This is a genomic window from Rhodococcus sp. NPDC003348, assembly GCF_053589375.1.
In genome coordinates this window covers 61,441-83,738 of the sequence record NZ_JBSFRT010000008.1, presented here as the reverse complement: position 1 = coordinate 83,738, position 22,298 = coordinate 61,441, and the positions used below count along the sequence as shown (strand labels likewise).

20 protein-coding genes are annotated in these 22,298 nt (G+C 70.3%); 8 read left to right on the top strand and 12 right to left on the bottom strand.

Going from position 1 to position 22,298, the window contains the following annotated elements; translation table 11 throughout:
- Window positions 1–4: 4 nt before the first annotated feature.
- The 4 genes from ACWDU4_RS07775 to ACWDU4_RS07760 all read right to left on the bottom strand — a co-directional run bounded on the left by ACWDU4_RS07775 (window position 5) and on the right by ACWDU4_RS07760 (window position 3,647).
- A complete protein-coding gene (locus ACWDU4_RS07775) occupies window positions 5–790 on the bottom strand; it encodes an ABC transporter ATP-binding protein (protein ID WP_450113293.1) in 786 nt (261 codons plus the stop codon).
- Between the two features lie 22 nt (window positions 791–812).
- Entirely contained in the window at window positions 813–1,805 is a 993-nt protein-coding gene (locus ACWDU4_RS07770; protein ID WP_450113386.1) for a FecCD family ABC transporter permease, read from the bottom strand.
- 116 nt (window positions 1,806–1,921) lie between these two features.
- The gene (locus tag ACWDU4_RS07765; RefSeq protein ID WP_450113292.1) at window positions 1,922–2,983 is read right to left on the bottom strand and encodes an ABC transporter substrate-binding protein; all 1,062 of its coding nucleotides are present in this window, start codon (window positions 2,981–2,983) and stop codon (window positions 1,922–1,924) included.
- Between the two features lie 343 nt (window positions 2,984–3,326).
- Window positions 3,327–3,647 (bottom strand): chorismate mutase, encoded by a 321-nt coding sequence (locus tag ACWDU4_RS07760; RefSeq protein ID WP_450113291.1) that lies wholly within the window; start codon window positions 3,645–3,647, stop codon window positions 3,327–3,329.
- Between the two features lie 281 nt (window positions 3,648–3,928).
- On the opposite strand from ACWDU4_RS07760, the gene pcrA reads away from it, so the two are divergent.
- Window positions 3,929–6,427, top strand: coding sequence for a DNA helicase PcrA (gene pcrA, locus ACWDU4_RS07755; RefSeq protein ID WP_450113290.1), 2,499 nt, complete (start codon window positions 3,929–3,931; stop codon window positions 6,425–6,427).
- A gap of 31 nt (window positions 6,428–6,458) precedes the next feature.
- Here pcrA and ACWDU4_RS07750 read toward each other — a convergent pair whose 3' ends face one another.
- Window positions 6,459–7,127 carry a response regulator transcription factor gene (locus ACWDU4_RS07750; protein WP_450113385.1) on the bottom strand — a complete coding sequence of 223 codons (669 nt, stop codon included), beginning with the start codon at window positions 7,125–7,127 and terminating at the stop codon, window positions 6,459–6,461.
- A 17-nt stretch (window positions 7,128–7,144) separates the two neighbouring features.
- A complete protein-coding gene (locus ACWDU4_RS07745) occupies window positions 7,145–8,347 on the bottom strand; it encodes a sensor histidine kinase (RefSeq protein WP_450113289.1) in 1,203 nt (400 codons plus the stop codon).
- Between the two features lie 158 nt (window positions 8,348–8,505).
- Between ACWDU4_RS07745 and ACWDU4_RS07740 the strand changes: the two genes are divergently transcribed.
- Complete coding sequence (locus ACWDU4_RS07740; protein ID WP_450113288.1) at window positions 8,506–8,883, top strand: hypothetical protein; 378 nt, start codon at window positions 8,506–8,508, stop codon at window positions 8,881–8,883.
- Between the two features lie 4 nt (window positions 8,884–8,887).
- Here ACWDU4_RS07740 and ACWDU4_RS07735 read toward each other — a convergent pair whose 3' ends face one another.
- Window positions 8,888–9,838, bottom strand: a complete 951-nt coding sequence (locus ACWDU4_RS07735; protein WP_450113287.1) for a M23 family metallopeptidase — start codon at window positions 9,836–9,838, stop codon at window positions 8,888–8,890.
- A 763-nt stretch (window positions 9,839–10,601) separates the two neighbouring features.
- Here ACWDU4_RS07735 and sucC point away from each other — a divergent pair.
- The 6 genes from sucC (at window position 10,602) to purH (ending at window position 17,692) form a co-directional block, all read left to right on the top strand.
- Window positions 10,602–11,771, top strand: coding sequence for an ADP-forming succinate--CoA ligase subunit beta (gene sucC, locus ACWDU4_RS07730; protein ID WP_450113286.1), 1,170 nt, complete (start codon window positions 10,602–10,604; stop codon window positions 11,769–11,771).
- A 12-nt stretch (window positions 11,772–11,783) separates the two neighbouring features.
- On the top strand, window positions 11,784–12,698 hold the full coding sequence (sucD, locus tag ACWDU4_RS07725) for a succinate--CoA ligase subunit alpha (protein ID WP_450113285.1): 915 nt from the start codon (window positions 11,784–11,786) through the stop codon (window positions 12,696–12,698).
- 197 nt (window positions 12,699–12,895) lie between these two features.
- Window positions 12,896–13,798 (top strand): DUF5336 domain-containing protein, encoded by a 903-nt coding sequence (locus ACWDU4_RS07720; RefSeq protein ID WP_450113284.1) that lies wholly within the window; start codon window positions 12,896–12,898, stop codon window positions 13,796–13,798.
- A gap of 13 nt (window positions 13,799–13,811) precedes the next feature.
- Window positions 13,812–15,428: a cell division protein PerM gene (locus tag ACWDU4_RS07715; protein ID WP_450113283.1), complete on the top strand. Its 1,617-nt coding sequence runs from the start codon at window positions 13,812–13,814 to the stop codon at window positions 15,426–15,428.
- Window positions 15,429–15,500: 72 nt separating this feature from the next.
- The gene (gene purN / locus ACWDU4_RS07710) at window positions 15,501–16,142 is read left to right on the top strand and encodes a phosphoribosylglycinamide formyltransferase (protein WP_450113384.1); all 642 of its coding nucleotides are present in this window, start codon (window positions 15,501–15,503) and stop codon (window positions 16,140–16,142) included.
- Complete coding sequence (purH, locus tag ACWDU4_RS07705) at window positions 16,139–17,692, top strand: bifunctional phosphoribosylaminoimidazolecarboxamide formyltransferase/IMP cyclohydrolase (protein WP_450113282.1); 1,554 nt, start codon at window positions 16,139–16,141, stop codon at window positions 17,690–17,692. Before purN ends, purH begins: the two co-directional genes overlap by 4 nt.
- 55 nt (window positions 17,693–17,747) lie before the next feature.
- On the opposite strand, the gene ACWDU4_RS07700 is transcribed toward purH, so the two are convergent.
- From ACWDU4_RS07700 to ACWDU4_RS07680, 5 genes are all read right to left on the bottom strand, one after another.
- The gene (locus tag ACWDU4_RS07700; protein WP_450113281.1) at window positions 17,748–17,939 is read right to left on the bottom strand and encodes a hypothetical protein; all 192 of its coding nucleotides are present in this window, start codon (window positions 17,937–17,939) and stop codon (window positions 17,748–17,750) included.
- A 650-nt stretch (window positions 17,940–18,589) separates the two neighbouring features.
- Entirely contained in the window at window positions 18,590–19,561 is a 972-nt protein-coding gene (locus tag ACWDU4_RS07695; RefSeq protein WP_450113280.1) for an alpha/beta hydrolase family protein, read from the bottom strand.
- A 48-nt stretch (window positions 19,562–19,609) separates the two neighbouring features.
- Window positions 19,610–20,182, bottom strand: a complete 573-nt coding sequence (locus ACWDU4_RS07690; RefSeq protein ID WP_450113279.1) for a DUF4126 domain-containing protein — start codon at window positions 20,180–20,182, stop codon at window positions 19,610–19,612.
- A gap of 104 nt (window positions 20,183–20,286) precedes the next feature.
- Window positions 20,287–21,960 carry a monocarboxylate uptake permease MctP gene (gene mctP / locus ACWDU4_RS07685; protein ID WP_450113278.1) on the bottom strand — a complete coding sequence of 558 codons (1,674 nt, stop codon included), beginning with the start codon at window positions 21,958–21,960 and terminating at the stop codon, window positions 20,287–20,289.
- Window positions 21,957–22,229: a DUF3311 domain-containing protein gene (locus ACWDU4_RS07680; RefSeq protein WP_450113277.1), complete on the bottom strand. Its 273-nt coding sequence runs from the start codon at window positions 22,227–22,229 to the stop codon at window positions 21,957–21,959. Before ACWDU4_RS07680 ends, mctP begins: the two co-directional genes overlap by 4 nt.
- Window positions 22,230–22,298: the final 69 nt, after the last annotated feature.

Below are 22,298 nucleotides of genomic sequence, written 5' to 3'. Positions count from 1 at the left end.
CCCGTCACGGTGCGGCCGGGACGGGAGTCCGGGTGGCGCGCCGGTAGCTGACCGACGGAACCCCGTCGTCGAGGGCGACGGTGGCCCGGACCCGGTACACGTGCTCGACGAGTTCCTCGGTGACCACCTCGGCGGGTGTGCCCGCAGCGACGACGGACCCGTGGGCCAGCACCACCACCCGGTCGCAGAACATCGCGGCCAGGTTCAGGTCGTGCAGCGCAATGTAACTGGTCATCGGGAGCTCCGAGACCAGCGCGAGGATGTCGAGCTGGTGCGCGATGTCGAGGTGATTCGTCGGCTCGTCGAGCAGGATCTCGTCCGGTTCCTGCGCGAGCGCGCGGGCGATCTGCACGCGCTGGCGTTCGCCGCCGGAGAGGGTGTGCCACCGTCGATGCGCGTGCTCGGTCATACCGGTGTGGGCCAACGCCCACTCGATCGCGGTCGAGTCCGCGGCCTCGTCGCCGCCGAACGCGCCACGGTGCGGGATCCGGCCGAGACGAACGACATCGGCGACGGTGATGTCGACCTCGGTGTCGGCGTGCTGCTCGACGGTGGCGACCCGGCGGGCGATCTGGCGCCGCCGCATCGACCGGATGTCGCTGCCGTCCAGAAGGACCCGGCCGGAGTCGGGTCGGTGGACGCCGGCGAGAACGCCGAGGAGCGAGGACTTCCCGGACCCGTTCGGCCCGAGCAGCCCGATGGTCTCGCCCGGGACGGGTTCGACGGTCACCCCGTCGAGGACCAGATTTCCGCCCCGACTCCACCCGATGTGCTTGGCGTGCAGGGGCATCAGCGGCACCGTCCTTCGCGTGTCATGAGGTTTTTCGCATCCGGAACAGGATGACCGCGAACGCGGGGACACCGATCAGCGCGGTGACGACACCGACCGGGATCTCCTGCGGTGCGAACAGGGTGCGGGCGACCGCGTCCACCCACACCATGAAGATCGCGCCGATCAGCGCGGTCGCCGGGAGCAGGCGGCTGTGGCGCGGGCCGACGAGGAACCGCGCGGCGTGCGGCAGCACCAGACCGACGAAACCGATCGCACCGGCCGCACTGACGAGCGCCGCGGTGATCAGCGCGGTGACCGTGAGCAGGAGGAACCGGATCTTGCGCACCGACACGCCCAGCGACATCGCCGCGGAGTTGCCGAAGGTCAGCGCATCCAGTGACGAGGCCACCGCCAGGCAGATCACGATGCCGAGCACCGTCACACCGCCACACAGCAGCACATCGGTCCAGTCCGCCCCACTGAGCGAACCCAACAGCCAGAACAGCACCCCGCGCGTCTGCTCGGCGTCCGCCGAGGACATCACGATGAACGAGGTCAGCGCGGAGAAGAGCTGGGTACCGGCGACACCGGCGAGGATCACTCGCGCCGTGCCACCACCGGCCCCCGCGGCGAGCGCGATCACCGCGGCGAACGCCACCACAGCGCCCGCGAAGGCACCCATCGACAGCGAGATGGCGCCGCCACCGATGCCGAGCACTGCCACCAGCACCGCACCCGTGGACGCGCCGGAGGAGATGCCGAGGACGAACGGATCGGCGAGTGGATTGCGCAGGAGCGACTGCATGATCGCGCCGCACAGGGCCAGCCCGGCCCCGCACACCGCTGCCAGAAGTGTCCGCGGGAGTCGCAGATCCCAGACGATGCCGTCCTGCAGTCGGCTCAGGCCCGACGAGCCGACACCTAGATGCTCGAGCACCACCGCGTACACGTCCCGCACCGACAGGTTCGCCGGTCCGATCGTGATCGTGACCGCGATCGAGGCGACGAGCAGGATCAGGCCGCCGCCGAGCACCGCGGTGAGGAACGGTCGCGACTCGGTGCGAGGTGACCCTGCCGACGAACCGGGTACGTCGGCACGCCGGGTGCCGCCGGCCGGGGTGGTCGCCGCGGGTTTCACAGCCGGGGCGTTCACTGCTGGGGCGCTGCCAGGTTCCACCGCTGCAGTGCGGCCGCGACCTTCTCCACACCGTCGACGGTGCGGATGGTCGGGTTCAGGTCGGCGCCGTTGACGATGACGTACCGCCTGTCCCGCACCGCGGGCATCTGCGAGGTCACCGGGTTCGATTCGAGGAAGGCGATCTTGCTGTCCAGCGCGTCGCCGTCGATGCTGCGCCGGCTCAGGTCGGCGAGGACCAGCGCGGTTGGGTTGCGGTCCGCGACCGTTTCCCAGTTGACCTGCGGCCATTCGTCGGTGGTGTCGCCGAAGACATTGGTCGCGCCGACCGAGTTCGCGATGATCCCGGAGGACCCGCAGCAGCCCGCCATGTACGGGGTCTTGGTGTCGGCGAACCAGAACGCCAGAGACACGCCCGAAGCGTCGACCGACTCGGCGGCCCGCGTGTACCGCTGCTGCAGCTCGGTGACGAACGCCTCGCCGCGCTCACGGACGTCGAAGATCGCTGCGAGTTCCCGGATCTCCCGATAGACGCTGTCGAGCGTCAGCGGTTCGGTGCGGGCGCCATCGGCGTTCGATGCCGAGTTCGCGGTGCCGCTGCAGCCGTTGTCGGTGGGGGACAGGTAGGTCGGCACGCCGAGCGATTCGTACTGGTCGCGGCCCGCACTGCCGCCGTCGCCGATCGACGACGCGAAGGACGCGGTGACGAAGTCCGGGTCGGCGTCCAGGACGACCTCGAGGGACGGCTTCTTGTCGGCGAGCCGCGGCACGGTGGCATTGGCCTCGGCGAGGTTCTCCCGGACCGGGTCGGTCCAGGTGGCGGTGCCGACCATCCGGTCCGCCAGACCGAGGGAGAGCAGGATCTCGGTCGACGCCTGGTTCAGCGAGACCACCCGCTCCGGTGGCGCGTCGACGGTGACGGTGCGGCCGCAGTTCGGGGTCGTCATCGGGGGGACACCGGTGGTGGCGTTCTCGGAGGCAGCCGAGTGGGGAGTGGGGGAGCCGGAACCGGAGCATCCGGTGAGTGCGAGAACCGCGGCGGCGGAGACGGCGGCGGATGCGGAACGAAGGCGCATGGGAGCGGAACTTCCTGGTGCGGGGCCCGGTCGCGGGGCCTGAGTCAACCTGACCCGATCCGGAGAGCATTCGGACTTCGGCCACTCGTGCCGTCACCGTTGCGCGTCAGTCCCGGATTCTCACCGGGTTCCCTCGCCGATCGGGGCCGCGGGGCGGCCGAGGCCACCGTATACCGCGGGTCGCTGCCCGATTTGTCCGGGCAGCCGCTCCGTCATTCCTGCGTGATCCTCACCGGCTGGGTGAGGATCACGCACAGGCACCGAGCGCGGCGGAGCCGCCGCTCTGCACAGGCGCGAAGCGCAGCGGAGCCGCCGCTCTGCACAGGTGCGAAGCGCAGGTGCGTCAGCGACCCAGGCGACCGCGGCCGAGGCGCAGCAGCAGCATCGCGAGGGTGTGGCCCTCCTGGCCGAGCTCGCTGAACCGCTCGAGCACCTTCATCTCGCGGCTGTGCACGAGACGGGGGCCGCCGGATGCCATCCGGGTGCGGCCGATGATCCGGGAGACCTCGCTGCGACGCTTGATCGCCGCGAGGATCTCGGCATCGAGCCGGTCGATCTCCTTGCGGAGTTCGTCGATCTCGGCCTCGGTGGTCGGCAGGCCGGTGGTGTCGTCGGTGTCGGTGTTCTTCGTCGCGTCGTCGTTCGATGGGATGGGGGCGCCCATTTGTACTCCTCGTGTCACTCACTGGATCGTCGTCGGTCCCGCGGGTCGTTACCCGATCCAGGCCGTCTCACGAAAAAGCCCCGGATCCGTAGTCGGACCGCGGGGCTCGTGGGGTTGATCAGGCCACGGGCACCGGAGTCCGGTACCCGTAGAAAAATCGCCAGGGGTGGCGATCATCGGCGCTGAGCATGACCCCATTTTGCCATGCGTGACGAGGTGCACCCACGTGTGGGTGCCGCGCGGCGCCGATTGTCGGTGCGCGGCGGTAGCGTGGACGGGCGATGAACACATTCTCCGCTGCAGCCCAGGCCGGCCCCCGCACCTCGACCGCTGATCTCCTCGCGGGACTGAATCCGCCGCAGCGGGACGCGGTCGTGCACACCGGATCGCCGCTGCTGATCGTGGCTGGGGCCGGGTCGGGCAAGACCGCGGTCCTGACCCGCCGCATCGCGTACCTGCTCGCCGAACGCGATGTCACCCCGGGACAGATCCTGGCCATCACGTTCACCAACAAGGCCGCCGCGGAGATGCGCGAACGGGTGGCCCAGCTCGTCGGGCCCCGCGCGAACAGCATGTGGGTGGCGACGTTCCACTCCACCTGCGTGCGGATCCTGCGGATGCAGGCCGCGCTGCTGCCTGGACTCAACTCGAACTTCACCATCTACGACGCCGACGACTCGCGCCGGCTGCTGACGATGATCTCGAAGGACCTCGAGATCGACCAGAAGAAGTACTCGGCGCGGCTGCTGGCCACCCACATCTCGAACCTGAAGAACGAGCTGATCGGGCCGGAGCAGGCCACCGCCGACGCAGACCGCGACACCAACGAGGTGGTCCGGCTGGTCGCGCGGGTGTACGGGCACTATCAGGCTCGGCTCCGTGCGGCGAACGCGCTCGACTTCGACGACCTGATCGGCGAGACGGTCGCGCTCTTGCAGAACCATCCGCAGGTCGCCGAGTACTACCGGCGCCGCTTCCGGCACGTCCTGGTCGACGAGTACCAGGACACCAACCACGCCCAGTACGTGCTGGTGCGCACGCTGGTCGGGGAGGACGGCACGGCGGCGGTGCCGCCTTCTGGCCCTGCGCCGGTACCTGCGTCCGAGTTGTGCGTGGTCGGCGACGCCGACCAGTCCATCTACGCGTTCCGCGGCGCCACCATCCGCAACATCGAGGAGTTCGAACGGGACTATCCACAGGCCCGCACGATCCTGCTCGAACAGAACTACCGCTCCACGCAGAACATCCTGACCGCCGCCAATGCGGTGATCGCCCGCAACACCGGCAGGCGGGACAAGAAGTTGTGGACCGACTCCGGCGAGGGTGAGCTGATCACCGGCTACGTCGCCGACAACGAACACGACGAGGCGTCGTTCGTGGCGTCGGAGATCGACCGGCTCGTCGACGGCGGCGACACGAGGTTCGGTGACGTCGCGGTGTTCTACCGCACCAACAACTCCTCCCGCGCGCTGGAGGAGGTGTTCATCCGCCTCGGCCTGCCCTACAAGGTGGTCGGCGGCGTCCGGTTCTACGAGCGCAAGGAGGTGCGCGACGTCGTCGCGTACCTGCGGGTGCTGGAGAACCCCGACGACACCGTCAGCCTGCGCCGCATCCTCAACACCCCGCGTCGCGGGATCGGCGACCGCGCCGAGGCATGCGTCGCGGTGCACTCGGAGCAGCGCGGCATCGGGTTCGCCGCCGCACTGCGCGACGCCGCGGCGGGTACCGTCCCGCTGCTGAACACCCGATCCCAGAAGGCGATCGCCGCGTTCATCGACATGATGGACGAGATCCGCGAGTCGATGCAGCCCGACGACACCGGCCTGATCGACATCGGCGAGATCGTCGAGTCCGTCCTCGACAAGACCCGCTACCGCGCCGAACTGGAGGCCAGCAGCGACCCGCAGGATGGCGCCCGGCTGGACAACCTCAACGAACTCGTCAGCGTCGCACGTGAATTCAGCTCCGATGCGCGCAACGCCGCCGGGCTCGACACCGAGATCGACGAGGCTCTCGAGGGCGCGCTGGCCGCGGCAGGCGAGGACGACCCGGCGCTCACCGACGGCGAACCCGATCCGGGGTCGCTGGCTGCGTTCCTCGAACGGGTGTCCCTGGTGGCGGACTCGGATCAGTTGCCGGACAACGGTGACGGCGTGGTGACGCTGATGACGCTGCACACCGCGAAGGGCCTCGAGTTCCCGGTCGTGTTCGTCACCGGCTGGGAGGACGGTCAGTTCCCGCACATGCGCGCCCTCGGGGACCCCGCGGAACTGTCCGAGGAGCGGCGCCTCGCCTATGTCGGTATCACCCGCGCCCGGCAACGGCTGTACGTGACCCGCGCCGTGATGCGGTCGGCGTGGGGTCAGCCCATCACCAACCCGGAATCGAGGTTCCTGCAGGAGATTCCGCAGGATCTCATCGACTGGCGGCGGGAGGATCCCGGGCCGGGGCTCGGCGGCGCGATCGGTGGCGGCCGGTTCCGTGGCGGCCAGGGGTACGGCGGCGGCTACGGCAGTGGTGGCTTTGGTGGCGGCGGCTACGGTGGCGGCTTCGGCGGACGGGAGAAGGCCGAGCCGACACCCAGCTTCGGTGCCGCCCGGCCCCGTAACAACCACCTCGTGCTCGCGGTCGGGGATCGGGTCAGCCACGACAAGTACGGGCTCGGCACCGTCATCGAGACCAAGGGAGCGGGCACCACCGCCACGGTCACCGTCGACTTCGGCTCCTCCGGCAAGGTCCGGCTGATGCTCATCGGCGGCGTGCCGATGGTCAAGCTCTGATCCCTCCACCGTTCGTCGTTACCCTCGCGCTTCAGCCGGGGGGTGAGGAGCCGAGGGGAGGCGCGCCCGGGGTGACGATCCCGTGGTCGAAGGCGTACACGATCGCCGCCGCTCGGTCACGGAGGCCGAGCTTGACGAATATGTGGCCGACGTGGCTCTTCACCGTGACCTCCGAAATGCCGAGGGCCCGGGCGATCTCGGTGTTGGACCGGCCGCGTCCGATCAGCGCCAGCACCTCGGTCTCGCGCGCCGTCAGGTCCGAGGCGCCGCGTCCGTCCGTGACGGGAGCCGCCGAACGGTAGGTGTGCAGCACCCGTCCGGTCACCGACGGATCGAGGCACGACCCACCGGCCGCGACCGTGCGCACCCCGCGGATCAGCTCCTCGGCGGGGGAGTCCTTGAGGATGAACCCGGCCGCCCCGGCCCGCAGCGCACCCGACAGCAGTTCGTCGTCGTCGAAGGTGGTCAGCACCAGCACCGGTGGATGCTCGTTCCGGGCCCGGAGCTCGCGGGTCGCGGTGATGCCGTCGACGTTCTTCATCCGCAGGTCCATCAGCACCACGTCCGGGGCGTGCTCGCGCACCGCCGCCGGGACCTGCGACCCGTCCGAACACTCGCCGGCGATCACGAAACCGTCCTTGCGGCGCAGGATCCGACGGAGCCCCGACCGGACCAGCTCCTGATCGTCGACCAGCAGCACCCGCACCTCCGGAGCTGTCACGACAGCCCTGGAATCCGGCGCAGGATCCCGGTCGGGCAGGGGCCGCCGGGCAGCGGCATCCGCGCATGCACCCGCCAGCCGTCCTCGTCCGGTCCGGCGCGCAGGTCCCCGCCGAGCAACGTGACCCGCTCACGCATGCCGCGCAGCCCGCTGCCCGTCGACCTCGGCGCAGCCGGCACCCGAAGCCGATTGCGAACGTCGACGGTCACCGCGTCGGTCCCGATCGCGACCCGAACGTCGGCGTCGGTGCCGGGGGCGTGTTTGACCACGTTGGCGAGGGATTCCTGGGAGACGCGATAGATTCCGAGCCCGGTCGCGGCGGTGACCGCGGACGGATCTCCGTGCAACTCGAACCGGACCGGAAGTCCAGCGCGCCGGAAGTCGTCGACCAGATCGGGGACGTCGCCGATACCCGGTTCCGGATGCGCGCCGGACGGCCCCGTACCGAGCAGGCCCACCGTGCGGCGGATGTCGGCCATGGCCTGCCTGCCGAGCCGCTCCGCATCGGTCAGCGCGTCGACCGCTTCGTCCACGTCGCGGTCCTGTTCGAGTGCGCGGCGCGCCGCGGTCAGGTGCAGCAGGGTCACGCTGAGCGAGTGCGCGATCACGTCGTGCACTTCGCGTGCGATGCGATGCCGCTCCGCCGCGGCCGACTGTTCGGCCTGGATGGCGCGCGCCTCACGTTCCTGCTGCAGCAACCGGAGCTGGATCTGCATGAGCCGCCCGATGATCCAGCCCAGTCCGATGGTCAGGACGTACCAGGTCGCGGTCCCGTCGAGTCGGCCGCCGGCCGCGAAGGCGATCGGGACCGCCGCGGCCGCGGCCGCGGCAACCAGGCTCACCGCCGGTCTCGACGTGGCCGCCACCTCGCCGGCCGTCATCGCCAGCAGTAGCGGCGCGAAGTCGAACTGTGTGGCAGGAGGGTCGAGCATCAGCAGCGTCGTCGCGGTGATGACGAGGGCGGCGAGTGCCGGCCGTGGCATCAGCATCCCGGGTCTGACCATGTCGCCGATCATCGGGGTGATCGTGACGATCGCCCCGACCAGGAGCGGCCAGCCCGGAGGCACGAGGGCATCGCGCTGCGCGACCGCGATCACCGCGATCACCGCCGTGGCGGCGTGTTCGAACAGCGGGACGGCCATCGGGTAGTCGTACCCGCTCTCCGCCAGCCGTTGACGGAAGAACTCCGTGACCTGCACAGGGGCAGCGTAAACGCCGGTCGGGGGCCCGCGCATCCGTTCGGGGGTGGAGTCGGCCTCCGCCCTGGGTAGGAGAGCAAGTCCCGACTCCGGCACGGCGACGAGACCTGCGCCGAGTTCGTAGCGTGGGTGAAACGACGTTCCATGGAGGTGGCGAGATGTCCTGGACCGAATTCCGAGAACGACGACGAGTGCTCGAGGATGTGCTGGACCGAGCCGCGACGGATCCGGGCGTGGTGCATCGGCTCGGCGAGATACCCGGCGCCCGAGCGTATTTCAGGTCGCCCGACGAGATCCTGCTCGCCTTGCAGCATCGGTGGAGCGGTCACCTCGCGGCACTGCTCGACCAGGCGGTTGAGGACGGCACGGCACCCCGGGACGCCTGGCTGCGTCTGGCGGACGAGCAACCCGCGCTGCGCGCGGTGCTCGACGCCGGGGCCGCGGTGTCCGCGGCACTGCGCCGGGAACAACGAGGGGAACAGCGGATGGCGGACGCCTACCTGACCGGCCGCACCACGGCGGCGGTGTCGGGGTAGAGCCTCAGTCGCGCTCGACGCCCAGGCTGATGCCACGGGTGGCCAGCCACGGGATGGGGTCGATCTTGTTGTCGCCGGCCAGGTGCACCTCGAAGTGCAGGTGCGGGCCGGTCGAGAAGCCGCGGTTGCCCATGCGGGCGATCTGGTCTCCGGCCATGACCTGCTGGCCGACGGAGACGAGCGAGGAATCGATGTGTCCGTACACCGTGATGGTGCCGTCGGCGTGCTGCAGACGCACCCACATGCCGAATCCGGATGCGGGCCCGGAGTCGATGACGACGCCGTCGGCGACCGCGTAGATCGGGGTACCGATCGCATTGGCGATGTCCACGCCGGCGTGCAGGGTGCCCCAGCGGGAGCCGTACCCGGAGGTGTAGGTGCCGAGCGCCGGGAGCACGAACAGCGGACGCCGCGCCGCGGCCTCGCGGGCGGCACGCTCCTCGCTGAACCGCTGGCCCTTGGCGAGCAGGTTCGAGAACTGGGTCAGGTCCGCGGGGTCGGCGACGTTGAGGACCTGCGGGGCCTGGGACGGCGCGGTGCTCGAGGTGGTCGCGGCGAACTGGGCGGCCTGCGGCTCGGCGGTGGACGCGATCGTCGAGGCGTCGTCGGCGGCGAGCGCGACTTCGGGGGCCTGCTCCGGGCCGCTGTTCGCGGCCTGTCCCGCGGCGACCACGGCGCCGGCGGCGACGGCCACGACCGCGGCGCGGCCCTTGAGGGCGGTGGGGGGAGTGGGGATGCGGTGCGCTCCACCGCGGCGAGCGGGAGCTGCGACATTCGCGAGGTCGGACCCGGTGGGGTCCGTGGTGGGCTTCGCGTGGGGAAGCGCCGTGACGACGGCGGTCGGGTCGTCGTCGAACGATTCGATCTGCTGGAGGGGGGTGCTGCGGTAATCGGTGCCGGGGTAATCGGTGCCGGGGTAATCCGTGCTGCGGTAATCAGTGGTGCGGTAATTCATGGAGCCGTGGGTCTCGAAACGTGATGACCCGGTGTAACGCTGTGCCGAGTACTGCGGATATGACTGATTGCTCGCGTCGTCGGCGGCGAACCAGTCCCTCGGTTTACTGGGGGCAGGTGCCGTTCCCGGATGGGCTGCGACGGTCTGAGCTGCGAATTCTTCGGCGTATGCGGTGTCCGGTACTGGGACGGTGCCGAATTGGCTGGTCGTGGAGGGCGCGCGGTGCCTGGACAAGAACCTGCCGTCCTTCCGTTCGTGACCTGCCTGTGACTTGGACTCAGCGACGGTAACGAAACGGTCGCAACACCCGCAACCTTTGGAGGGGACCCGCCGAGTCATTGTGATATCCATCACAAATTGATCACGGACGAGCTGGGGCGCTGCTCCGCTGTGTGGGGCGGCGGACAGCACTCCCGGAGAGATTTCGTCGCGTGGGCCATGGCGCAACGGGAGGCTGCGGTGGGCGTGGCGATCGCGATGGCGTATACCTGATCGGGTGGCCCTTGACCAATGGTCGGGTCGCCGAGTCGGAGATCGCGCCGACGGACCGGCTTGCGATCGCCGGTGCGGCGCTTTTCCACGAGTCTGCCGCCGAGGCCCTTGTGTCCGGCGGCCGTGACCTGCGGCGCACGCACCCCAGGCCGTGACATATGCCACATAGCATCGACGCGAGGGCTGTGTCGCGGAATCAACTAGATATTGTCCCGAACGGACCCGCTCCTACCCCTCGAGCGGGCGTCAACGCAGACGAGACGGTGAGCAGATGGATCTCTTCGAATACCAGGCGAAGGAACTCTTCGCCAAGCACGACGTGCCGACGTCGGCCGGCCGTGTTACCGACACTGTCGCCGGTGCCCGCGAGATCGCCGAGGAAATCGGCAAGCCCGTGATGGTCAAGGCGCAGGTGAAGGTCGGCGGCCGCGGCAAGGCCGGCGGCGTCAAGTACTCGGCAGACGCGGATGCAGCGCAGGCGAACGCCGAGGCCATCCTGGGCCTCGACATCAAGGGCCACGTCGTCAAGAAGCTGCTCGTCGCCGAGGCGAGTGAGATCGCGGAGGAGTACTACATCTCCTTCCTGCTCGACCGCACCAACCGCACCTACCTGGCGATGTGCTCGGTCGAGGGTGGCGTCGAGATCGAGGTCACCGCCGAGGAGAACCCCGACGCCCTCGCGAAGATCCCCGTGGACGCCGTCAAGGGTGTCGACCTCGCGTTCGCGCGCAGCATCGCCGAGGCGGGCAAGCTGCCTGCCGAGGTCCTCGACGCCGCGGCCAACACGATCCAGAAGCTGTGGGAGGTCTTCATCAAGGAAGACGCTCTCCTCGTCGAGGTCAACCCGCTCGTCCGCACCCCTGACGATCAGATCCTCGCCCTCGACGGCAAGGTCACCCTGGACGCCAACGCCGACTTCCGTCAGGCCGGCCACGCCGAGTTCGAGGACCGGGACGCCACCGACCCGCTCGAGCTCAAGGCCAAGGAGAACGACCTCAACTACGTCAAGCTCGACGGCGAGGTCGGCATCATCGGTAACGGCGCCGGCCTGGTCATGTCGACCCTGGACGTCGTCGCGTACGCCGGTGAGAAGCACGGTGGCGTCAAGCCCGCCAACTTCCTCGACATCGGTGGCGGCGCCTCGGCTGCGGTCATGGCCGCCGGCCTCGACGTCATCCTGAACGACGCCCAGGTCAAGAGCGTCTTCGTCAACGTCTTCGGCGGCATCACCGCCTGTGACGCGGTCGCCAACGGCATCGTCGGTGCCCTGCAGACCCTCGGTGACGAGGCCAACAAGCCGCTCGTCGTCCGTCTCGACGGCAACAACGTCGAAGAGGGCCGCCGCATCCTGGCCGAGGCCAACCACCCGCTGGTCACGGTTGTCGCCACCATGGACGAGGCCGCCGACAAGGCCGCCGAACTCGCGTTCGCCGCGAAGTAAGGGACTAGAACAATGGCAATCTTCCTCACCAAGGACTCCAAGGTCATCGTCCAGGGCATCACCGGCGGCGAGGGCACCAAGCACACCGCCCTGATGCTCAAGGCAGGCACCCAGGTCGTCGGCGGCGTCAACGCCCGCAAGGCCGGCACCACGGTCTCGCACACCGACAAGGACGGCAACGCCGTCGAGCTCCCGGTCTTCGCGTCCGTCGCCGAGGCCATGAAGGAGACCGGCGCGGACGTCTCCATCGCGTTCGTCCCGCCGGCGTTCTCGAAGGACGCCATCGTCGAGGCCATCGACGCGGAGATCCCGCTGCTCGTGGTCATCACCGAGGGCATCCCGGTGCAGGACTCCGCGTACGCGTGGGCCTACAACGTCGAGAAGGGCAACAAGACCCGGATCATCGGCCCCAACTGCCCCGGCATCATCACCCCGGGCGAGGCGCTGGTCGGCATCACGCCGGCCAACATCGCGGGCAAGGGCCCGGTCGGCCTGGTGTCGAAGTCCGGCACCCTCACCTACCAGATGATGTTCGAGCTGCGTGAGTACGGCTTCTCCACCGCCATCGGCATCGGCGGCGACCCGGTCATCGGCACCACCCACATCGACGCCATCGAGGCGTTCGAGAAGGACCCGGAGACCAAGCTCATCGTCATGATCGGCGAGATCGGCGGCGACGCCGAGGAGCGTGCGGCCGACTACATCAAGGCCAACGTCACCAAGCCGGTCGTCGGCTACGTCGCGGGCTTCACCGCCCCCGAGGGCAAGACCATGGGCCACGCCGGCGCCATCGTCTCCGGCTCCTCGGGCACCGCCCAGGCCAAGAAGGACGCCCTCGAGGCGGCCGGCGTCAAGGTCGGCAAGACGCCGTCCGAGACCGCCGCTCTCGCGCGCGAGATCCTCGAGACCCTGACCGTGGGCGCGTAACACCCTCTCGTTCACGCCGACGGGCACCTGCATCGCGCAGGTGCCCGTCGGCGTTTTCGTGTCCGTGTCCGGTAGGCCCGGCCGACGCCGTGGTCCACCCGTGCAGCGCGCCATCGGCCCACCGCGACGAGGTGCGCTAGCGTTGGTTCACCGACCTGCCCGAGAGCCCAGTGCCGCGTATCGACGAGGAGCCGACGATGACGTATCCGCCCACAGGACCCGGCTATCCGTCCGCGGGCCCCGCGGGTCCGGGCCTGCCGCCGGTCCCGCCGGCGCAGCCGGCGGGCGGTCTCGCCGCCAAGCCGCTGCCGCACCTGCTGTGCATCGCGGTGCTCGCCCTCGGCGTGGTGAACTTCCTGGTCGGGTTCGCGCCCTTCGCGAAGGTCACCACCTTCAGCGAGACCCCGCTGACGCAGAGTTCCTTCGAAGGCGGCTACCCGGTGATCGCCCTGGCGCTGCTGTTGGTCGGCGGACTGCTGGCCGGGCTGTCGCTGCTGCCCGGGCAGGACCAGTACCCGATCGTTGCGGTGACCTCCCTGGTGGGCTTCCTGGTCTCGCTGTTCTTCCTGTTCACCCTCTCGGATGGGGTGAGCCTGGCGTGGGGCGGCATCCTCAACCTGATCCTGGGGTTCGTGCAGGCGGCGGTCGCGATCGCCGCGCTCGCCCTCACCCTGGGCCTGGTCCGGATGCCGGCGCCGCGCCCGGTCGCGTACCCGGCGCAGCCGTACGGCCCTCCCGCGCCCGGCTACGGTCCGCCGCCCGGCTTCCCTCCCGGCTACGGTCCGGGGCAGCCGCCCGCGCCGGGGCAGCCGGTCGGCTACGGCCAGCCCGCCGGTTACGGTCAGCCGCAGCCCGGCTACGGCCAGGTGCCCAACCCGTACGCGCCGCCGCAGCCCGCGTCCCCGCCGCCCGCGCCCGGCCACGGCGCGCCGACCCAGCAGACCCCGCCGCAGCCCTACGGGCCGCCGCCGCAGCAGCCGTACGGTCAGCCGCCGGCCGGCAGCGCACCGGCCTCGCCGGATGAGGCCGCGGCAGGCGAGGACTCCGCGGCGCAGACTCGTGCCTTCGGCGTCGACCAGCCCGAACGTACCGACGACTGACGCAGTCGGCCCGATGAATTCCGCGCTCAGCCGCGCCGCCACCCGTCCCGACGGTCAGCGGCGCACCCCGCGCCCCCCGATCCGCAAACCCGCGACCGGCACCCGCCCCAGCCCGACCCCGGAGCAGGTGCGGGCCCTGCTCGGGCTCGGTCTGCGGCCTGCGCTGCTCGCCCTCGTCGTCATCGCCACGTGCATGCTCGTCACCCTCGTCGCGGCGAACAGCGACCTGACCGGGACGAGCGGTGCGATCGCGGCCGGGTGGCTCGCCGTCCACCAGGTGCCGCTGACCATCGGCGGCGCGTCGCTCGGGGTGTTGCCACTGCTGCCGACGCTGGTGATGGTCGCGGCGGTGGCCCGGGGTTGCTCCCGCGTCGTCCACGCGTCCACCCCGCGGCACGAGTGCTGGTGGGTGCTCGGCGCCGCGGTCGCGGGTCCGCTGGTGGTCACCGCGATCGCCCTGGCCGTGGTCGCCGACGCCGCATCGGTGATCGCCCTGTCGACGCCGAACCCGCTGTCCGCGTTCGCGTGGGTGGCTGCGGTGCACCTGACCGGCGCCGGGATCGGGATCGGAATGCGACTGTGGCGGCCGGCCGTGACCTTCCTCGGCGTGCCGGACTGGGTGCTCGCCGCCGCGCGTCCGGCGATGCGGGCTGCGATGGCGCTGTTGGCCACCGGCGCGGCGATCACGGTCGCCTCGCTGCTCGCATCCTGGTCGACGGTCGGGATGCTCGTCGAGGCCGGGGACGGTTTCACCGGTGGGCTCGGGCTGACCCTGCTGTCGATCCTGTACCTGCCGAACGTCGTCGTCGGGGCCACCGCGGTGCTGGTCGGGTCGGCCGTCCACGTGGGATCCGCGTCGGTGAGCCTGTTCGACGTGGTCGGTGGGCCGGTTCCCGCCCTGCCGGTGCTCGGCGCGTTGCCGGAGCAGTCCTGGGGTGACGGCTGGCTGGCGGCACTGGTGATCCCCGCCGCGATCGGCGTGCTGTTCGGCCGCGAGTGCGCCCGCCGGTCCGGTTCCCCGCTGCTGGCCGCGAAGACCGCGCTCGTCGGGGCGTTCGCCGTCGCCGTGGTGTTCGCGGTGCTCGGGTTCGTCGCCGGGGGTGCGCTCGGGTCGTTCGGTTCGGTCGGCGTCACCGTGGCCACGTTCGCCGGCGCCACCTTCGGTTGGCTCGCCCTGTGCGGCGCTGCCGCGGCGGCGGTGACGCGATGGCGGGCCCGGCCGGAACCGGAACCGGAACCGGCACCCGAGCGGGCGCCGCGGCCGCCGCGGCCGAACGTCGTTCCGGAAACCCCGGCACTGCCCGGTGGACGCATCGCCGACGACACCGCGGCTGCGGAGTCCGAGGCAGGCGGGGGCGAGGTCCCACCGCCGTCCGAGGCTCCCGGGCCCGGCGACGGGACGGACGCGCCGGACGGCGCGGCTCCGCGGACCGCGGTGATCGAGGCCGAACTGCTCGAGGACGCCGAGACCGCCCCACCCGTCGTCGACATCGAACCGGGGTCGGTGGTCGACGCCGAGGTGGTCGACGAACCCGGCGACACCGGGGCGACCGAGGCCGGGGTGGTGCAGGTCACGGAGCCGAAGTCGGAGGAGGACCTGCCCGAGGGCACCCGGACCAGCAGCGACTAGTCTTACCGGGTGTCGGCGGCAGCCGACGGTATTCACGGCCGGGCCCCGGCCGATGCCCCGAGGAGTAGAGCGCTGACTGCCCCGCATGTGTTCCGGCCCGATGACACCGGTACGCCGGTCCGGGTCGTGGTCCTCGCTTCCGGCACGGGAAGCCTGCTGCAGTCGCTGATCGCGGCCGCCACCGACGACTACCCGGCACGGATCGTCGCGGTCGGCGTGGACCGGGAGTGCGCCGCCACCAAGCACGCCGAGGCCGCCGGAATCCCCGCCTTCAAGGTCGCGTTGGGGCAGCACCCCGATCGTGCCGCCTGGGACCTGGCGCTGACCGAGGCCGTCGCCGCGCACACCCCCGACCTGATCGTCTCCGCCGGGTTCATGAAGATCCTCGGCCCGGAGTTCATGTCGCGGTTCGGCGGCCGGATCATCAACACGCATCCCGCGCTGCTGCCGTCCTTCCCCGGCGCGCACGCCGTCCCCGACGCCCTCGCCTACGGCGTCAAGGTGACGGGATCGACCGTGCACCTTGTGGATTCGGGTGTCGACACCGGGCCCGTGCTGGCCCAGGAGGCGGTGATCGTGCTCGACGACGATGACGAGTCGACGCTGCACGAACGCATCAAGACCGTGGAACGGCGACTGCTGGTCGAGGTCATCGCCGCCGTCGCTACCCGAGGAGTTGTTTCCGATGGACGAAAGGCCGTGATCCCGAAGTGACCGAACGTAAGGCACTGCGCCGCGCACTGGTGAGCGTGTACGACAAGAGCGGTCTGGTGGAGCTCGCCACCGGCCTGCACGAGGCCGGCGTCGAGCTGGTCTCGACCGGATCGACCGCCGCGAAGATCGCAGAGGCCGGCATCCCGGTCACGCCGGTCGAGTCGCTGACCGGGTTCCCCGAATGCCTCGAGGGTCGCGTGAAGACGCTGCACCCGCGCGTGCACGCGGGCATCCTCGCCGACACCCGCAAGCCCGACCACCTCGCGCAGCTCGAGGAGCTCGGCATCGAGGCGTTCCAGCTGGTCGTGGTGAACCTGTACCCGTTCACGCAGACCGTCGCCTCGGGTGCCACTCCGGACGAGTGCGTCGAGCAGATCGACATCGGCGGCCCGTCGATGGTGCGTGCCGCGGCGAAGAACCACCCCTCGGTCGCGGTCGTCGTCGACCCCGCCAAGTACTCCGACGTGCTGGCCGCCGTCGCCGCCGGCGGGTTCACTCTCGCCGAGCGCACCGCGCTCGCCGCGCAGGCGTTCCAGCACACCGCCGCCTACGACGTCGCGGTCGCGTCCTGGATGACGTCGACGCTGGTCGAGTCGGACTCGCAGTTCCCGGAGTGGACCGGCGCCAGCTGGGACCGCACCGCGGTGCTGCGTTACGGCGAGAACCCGCACCAGGCCGCCGCGCTGTACGTGAACCCGGCCGCGCCCGCGGGCCTCGCGCAGGCGACGCAGTTGCACGGCAAGGAGATGTCGTACAACAACTACACCGACGGTGACGCCGCGTGGCGCGCCGCCCACGACTTCGACGCTCCCGCGGTCGCGATCATCAAGCACGCCAACCCGTGCGGTATCGCGGTCGGAGCGGACATCGCCGAGGCGCACCGCAAGGCACACGCCTGCGACCCGGTCAGCGCGTTCGGTGGCGTCATCGCCGCGAACCGCGAGATCACCGTCGAGATGGCGGAGCAGGTCGCGGAGATCTTCACCGAGGTCATCATCGCCCCGTCCTATGCGCCCGGTGCCGTCGAGGTGCTGGCGCGCAAGAAGAACGTGCGCGTGCTCGAGGCGGTCGCGCCGACCGAGACGGGCGTCGAGCTGCGGCCGATCTCCGGTGGCGCGCTGCTGCAGCAGCGGGACGTCCTCGACGCCGAGGGCGACGACCCGAAGAACTGGACCCTCGCGGTCGGCGAGGCGGCCGACGAGCAGACCCTCAAGGATCTCGAATTCGCTTGGCGGGCTTGCCGTTCGGTGAAGTCCAACGCGATCCTGCTGGCGTCCGACGGGGCGTCGATCGGTGTCGGCATGGGGCAGGTCAACCGGGTCGACTCCGCGCACCTCGCGGTGAACCGCGGTGGTGACCGGGTGACCGGGTCGGTCGCCGCATCCGACGCCTTCTTCCCGTTCCCCGACGGCCTGCAGGTGCTGGCGAACGCCGGCGTGAAGGCGGTCGTGCAGCCGGGTGGATCCGTCCGGGACAACGAGGTCATCGAGGCCGCGCGTGAAGCCGGCATCACCATGTACCTGACCGGGGCGCGTCACTTCGCGCACTGATCGACACGACACACGAGAGGTGTGCACCCTGCCGGGTGTGCACCTCTCGTGCGTTTCAGGCGGCGTTACCCGAGATGACGATCCGGGCGGCGCCGCGGTCGAGCAGTTCGCGGGCCAGATCGGTGGCCGCGGCGCGCTGCCCGGCGTCGGTGTGCGACAGGTCCAGCGTGACGGCGTGGCCGGTGAGGTCCGCAGGCAGGTCCGCCAGCGGTTGCGTCGGGGACAGTTGGTTGAAGCGAAGTTTCATGTCGGAGCTCCTTAGCTCGGTCTCGCGCCTTCGAGTGTGTCGGCGGCGTGTGTTCGGAAGGTTTCGTCGGGGCGACGGTTCGGGAAAAACTCGGGACAAAAGAAAAGGCACCCGGGCTGTGTGCCCTGGGTGCCGAGAACTCGATCCGCTTGTCGTCAGAATGGTTCTCGGCGCACACGCTTGGCAAAAATGCAGGAACGCCACATGGCCACGTGTGCTGCCGATACGTGCGCAAACTTCGACATGGCCGGGTTCCCTTCTTCTCGCAGCTGGTTGTTAGCCGAGAACGGTACATCACCGGGTGGGGTCCACGCATCCCGGTATTCGATTCCGGCGTGTCCCGCCGGGTGTTCACCCGATGTTGCGACCGTCGGCCGCGGCGGTTCGCTGTCGACGAGCGTCGGCCGGGTTCGAGTCTCGGGCGGCGACTCGGCGCCGCCGTCGATCAGATCGAGAACCTGGCGGAGACCAACGATTTCCCTTGTGCCACGGTACTTCTCGGTGGCTCGAGCCGACGATGCAGATCTTGTCGCGCGCCCCGGTGGTGCCGCGACGCGGGCTGTGGACAACCTGCGCCGTCATCCACAGCCTGCGAGTGTGCACCCCCGCCGCGGGCACCGACTGCGCGCGAGGGCGGTGCACACTCGGCGTCAGCGGGGGAGAGCGCCCAGCCAGTTCACGAACGCGGTCCGGAACTCCGGCGAGTACGGCAGGTCCTCGACGTAGTCGGCGCCGGTGGAGGGGCGCTCGCCGATCTCCTTGAGCACGTGGTTCGCCGTCGTCATCCGGACCGGGGTGACCTTCGCGCCGGTCAGGGCGGCGTCGAGGGCATCGACGTCCTCGAGGGAGACCTGGATGTCGCGGTCCGAGCAGCTCGTCAGCACGGGCAGGCCGGCGGGCAGCTGTGCGGCCAGTGCGCGAGGGTCGAGCGCATCCTCCTCGGCGAGGGCCTTGGCGTTGACGGAGACCAGGCCGGCGAGCCGGAGCGGTTCCGGCAGGTCGTCGGAGACGGTGCCGTCGGTGCGGAGCGACTCGACCGCGTCGGCGAGGCCGGTGCGCAGCTGGTCGGCGAGCTCGACGGGCAGCTGGCCGCCCGCGACGGCCGCGTCGACCTGCCCGGTGATCTGCCGGGTCAGCAGATCCAGCAACCGCACCGCGAGGGGCTCGAGCAAGCCCAGCCCGATCAGGTCGGGGGTGTCGTCGCGGACGGCGACGGCCATCGCGACCAGCGCGCCCTCGCTGTGGCCGATCACCAGCAGCCGGCGCGAATCGATGTCGGGCTGCGCGGCGAGGTTGCGCAGCGCGTCGGCCGCGGCGTCGACGAAGACGGAGAACCCGAGGTCGGCGACGTCGTCGACCGAGTAGGGACCGAGCCCGGTCACGCCGCTGCCGAGCTTGTCGTACCGCAGGCTCGCGATACCCGCCTCGGCGAGGGTGTCGGCGAGGAAGCGCAGGGTGCCGATCGAGCCGGGCATCACCGCGCTGTCGCCGTTGCGGTCGGTGGGGCCGCTGCCCGCGAGTAGCAGCGCGGCGGGTGCCGGGCCGTCGACGCCGTCGGGGACGAGGAGGCTGCCGTGGACGGTGACGTCGCCGCTGGTGAACGTGATCTCGGTGTCGGCCATGTGGGCCAGTCTCTCAGGTCGGCGGGGCGGGCCCGGGTGCGACCCGCGTCAGCCGTTCACCGGGCGCCGGAGCCGGCGAACACCCTTCCACGCGAACCACAGCGCGAACGCGAGCACAGCCGGGATCAGCAGCGGCAGCAGGAAAGCCACCAGGACCAGGGTGAAGGCGGCGCCGTCCTCGGCGACGGAGAGCACAGGATTCGCCACTCCCGCCGTCGACGCGGTGCTGACCGCCCGGGCACCGGTCTGGGCGGTGCTGAACGCGAGTGCGGTCGGTGCGCCGACGATGATGCCCGCGATCACCGCTGTCGACGGTTCGAGATCGGTGAACACGGCCCCGGCGGCGATCGCGGCCGCGATCGGGCGGCTGACGGTGCCGAACACGCCGAGTGCGTTGTCCACGAACGGGATCAGGTCCGCGAGGAGTTCGACGGCGGTCGCGATCGTGAGCGCCACCAGTGCACCTGCCGATCCCACCCAGGCGAAGGACTCGCCCAGCGAGATGCCGAACAGTCCGAAATATGCGGCGGCGCTGAGCATCAGCAGCGGCAGGAAGGTCCGCAGCCCGGTCGCGGCGGCGAGGCCGAGACCGAGGAGAGCGGGGAGCACCCAGGTGTCCATGGGCGCAGTGTACGAATCGGGGACCACCGAGGGCGCCTCCGGCGCTCGCGCGTGTCTCGTGAGTTCCTGGACTCACCGAAGCGCACACGAGCGGCGCAGCCGCCTCAGGGACTCGGCGTGGCCTCCGTCGGGGTGGTGGGTAGCGGTTTCACGCGGGGGTCGCCGGTGTCCGCGAAGTAGTCGCCGGTGACGGTCGCGTCGATGCCGTCGGGTGCGTTCAGTGCCCGCAGTGCCAGGGTGAGCACGGCCGCGACGACGACGTTGATCACGAACGCGGTCAGCGCGACGTATCCCATCTGCGCGATCCCGGGGATCGAGGCGAGCGACCCGGCGAAGTGCTCCGTGGTCGGGGACGAGGTGTTGTAGGCGACGACGGTGCCGTAGACCATGCCCACCGCCCAGCCCGCGAGCAGCGCCCAGCGGTGGAACCAGCGGGTGTAGAGCCCGAACACGATTGCCGGGAAGGTCTGCAGGATCCAGATCCCGCCGAGCAGCTGGAAGTTGATCGCGTTCTGCTTGTCGAGGGTGAGCACGAAGATCAGCGCCACGAACTTGACCACCAGGGAGACGATCTTGCCGACCTTCGCCTCCTGCGCGGGCGTCGCGGACGGCCGGAACCATTCGCGATACACGTTGCGGGTGAACAGGTTCGCCGCGGCGATGGACATGATCGCGGCGGGCACGAGGGCACCGATCGCGATAGCGGAGAACGCGACACCCGCGAACCAGGACGGGAATGCGTCCTCGAACAGTTGCGGCACCACCAACTGGGCGTTGGGCTTGCCGTCGAGCCCGATCGGTTTGGTACCCGCGGCGATCGCCACCCAGCCGAGCAGGGCGAGCAGGCCGAGCAGGAACGTGTAGGCGGGCAGGATCGAGGCGTTGCGCCGGATCGTGTTGCGGGACTTCGCCGACAGCGTCGCCGTCACCGAGTGCGGGTACATGAACAGTGCCAGCGCGGACCCCAACGACAGGGTGGCGTACGCCCAGAACTGCTGGCTGCTCGGAATGAACGTCCCGGTGGGTTTGCCGGTGGCCGGGTTGGGGGTCTCCATCTTGGTCTGCGCGGCGTCGAAGATGTGCGCCCAGCCGCCGAACTTCGACGGCAGGTAGATCACCGCGACGATGATCACCAGGTAGATCAGCGTGTCCTTGACGAACGCGATGATCGCGGGCGCCCGCAGCCCCGACGAGTACGTGTACGCCGCGAGGACCGCGAACGCGATGAACAACGGCAGGTCCCTCGCGATCACGTTGTCCGCGCCGCCGATGCCGATCACCTCGAGGACCGCCTGGATGCCGACCAGTTGCAGCGCGACATACGGCATCGTCGCGAGGATCCCGGTCAGCGCCATCGCGAGCGACAGCCAGCGCGACCCGTACCGCCCGCGCACGAAGTCCGCGGTGGTCACGTAGCCGTGACGGTGGCTGACCGACCACAGCCGGGACATGAACACGAAGATGATCGGGTACACGACGATCGCGTAGGGGATGGCGAAGAACCCACTCACCGCGCCGAGGGCGAACATCGCGGCGGGCACCGCGATGAACGTGTACGCGGTGTAGATGTCGCCGCCGATCAGGAACCACGTCACCCAGGTGCCGAAACTGCGGCCGCCGAGTCCCCACTCGTCGAGGCTGGCCAGGTTCGCCGCCCGCCGCCACCGGGACGCGAGGAATCCGAGCACCGTGACCAGGGCGAACAGTGCGACCAGCACCGCAAGCGCGACCCCATCGACCCCGTCGCCGGGGCCGGCCGCCAGCACCTCGGCGGTCACCGGTCGCCGTCCTCGTCGGCGCCCCGCATCGGGCGGTGCGGGCGGGCCCGGAGCACGATCCGGTACGCCGCGAAAGTGGCTCCGGCGCAGAGGAACACCCACACGAACTGATACCAGAAGAAGAACGGGAAGCCGCCCCACCTCGGTTCCTCGCGGGCGTAGAACGGCACCCACAGGATCGCGACGATCGGGATCAGCAGGAGCACCGCGGCCAGGGCGAGCAGTGCCCTGTTCGCGGGTGGTGTGGTGGTCTCGTCCGGCTCGGTCACGGCGGTCTCCGTCCCCAACGGGTAGGTGTCGATGGCACAGCTCGGCGCCCTCGCTGGTCGGGTCCGAAC

Coding starts and splice junctions, on each gene's coding strand:
- ACWDU4_RS07715 (WP_450113283.1), top strand. CDS start 13,812: ATGAATTCCGCGCTCAGCCGCGCCGCCACCCGTCCCGACGGTCAGCGG.
- pcrA (WP_450113290.1), top strand. CDS start 3,929: ATGAACACATTCTCCGCTGCAGCCCAGGCCGGCCCCCGCACCTCGACC.
- sucC (WP_450113286.1), top strand. CDS start 10,602: ATGGATCTCTTCGAATACCAGGCGAAGGAACTCTTCGCCAAGCACGAC.
- sucD (WP_450113285.1), top strand. CDS start 11,784: ATGGCAATCTTCCTCACCAAGGACTCCAAGGTCATCGTCCAGGGCATC.
- ACWDU4_RS07690 (WP_450113279.1), bottom strand. CDS start 20,182: ATGGACACCTGGGTGCTCCCCGCTCTCCTCGGTCTCGGCCTCGCCGCC.
- ACWDU4_RS07695 (WP_450113280.1), bottom strand. CDS start 19,561: ATGGCCGACACCGAGATCACGTTCACCAGCGGCGACGTCACCGTCCAC.
- ACWDU4_RS07765 (WP_450113292.1), bottom strand. CDS start 2,983: ATGCGCCTTCGTTCCGCATCCGCCGCCGTCTCCGCCGCCGCGGTTCTC.
- ACWDU4_RS07740 (WP_450113288.1), top strand. CDS start 8,506: ATGTCCTGGACCGAATTCCGAGAACGACGACGAGTGCTCGAGGATGTG.
- ACWDU4_RS07700 (WP_450113281.1), bottom strand. CDS start 17,939: ATGAAACTTCGCTTCAACCAACTGTCCCCGACGCAACCGCTGGCGGAC.
- ACWDU4_RS07720 (WP_450113284.1), top strand. CDS start 12,896: ATGACGTATCCGCCCACAGGACCCGGCTATCCGTCCGCGGGCCCCGCG.
- ACWDU4_RS07760 (WP_450113291.1), bottom strand. CDS start 3,647: ATGGGCGCCCCCATCCCATCGAACGACGACGCGACGAAGAACACCGAC.
- ACWDU4_RS07735 (WP_450113287.1), bottom strand. CDS start 9,838: ATGAATTACCGCACCACTGATTACCGCAGCACGGATTACCCCGGCACC.
- ACWDU4_RS07775 (WP_450113293.1), bottom strand. CDS start 790: ATGCCCCTGCACGCCAAGCACATCGGGTGGAGTCGGGGCGGAAATCTG.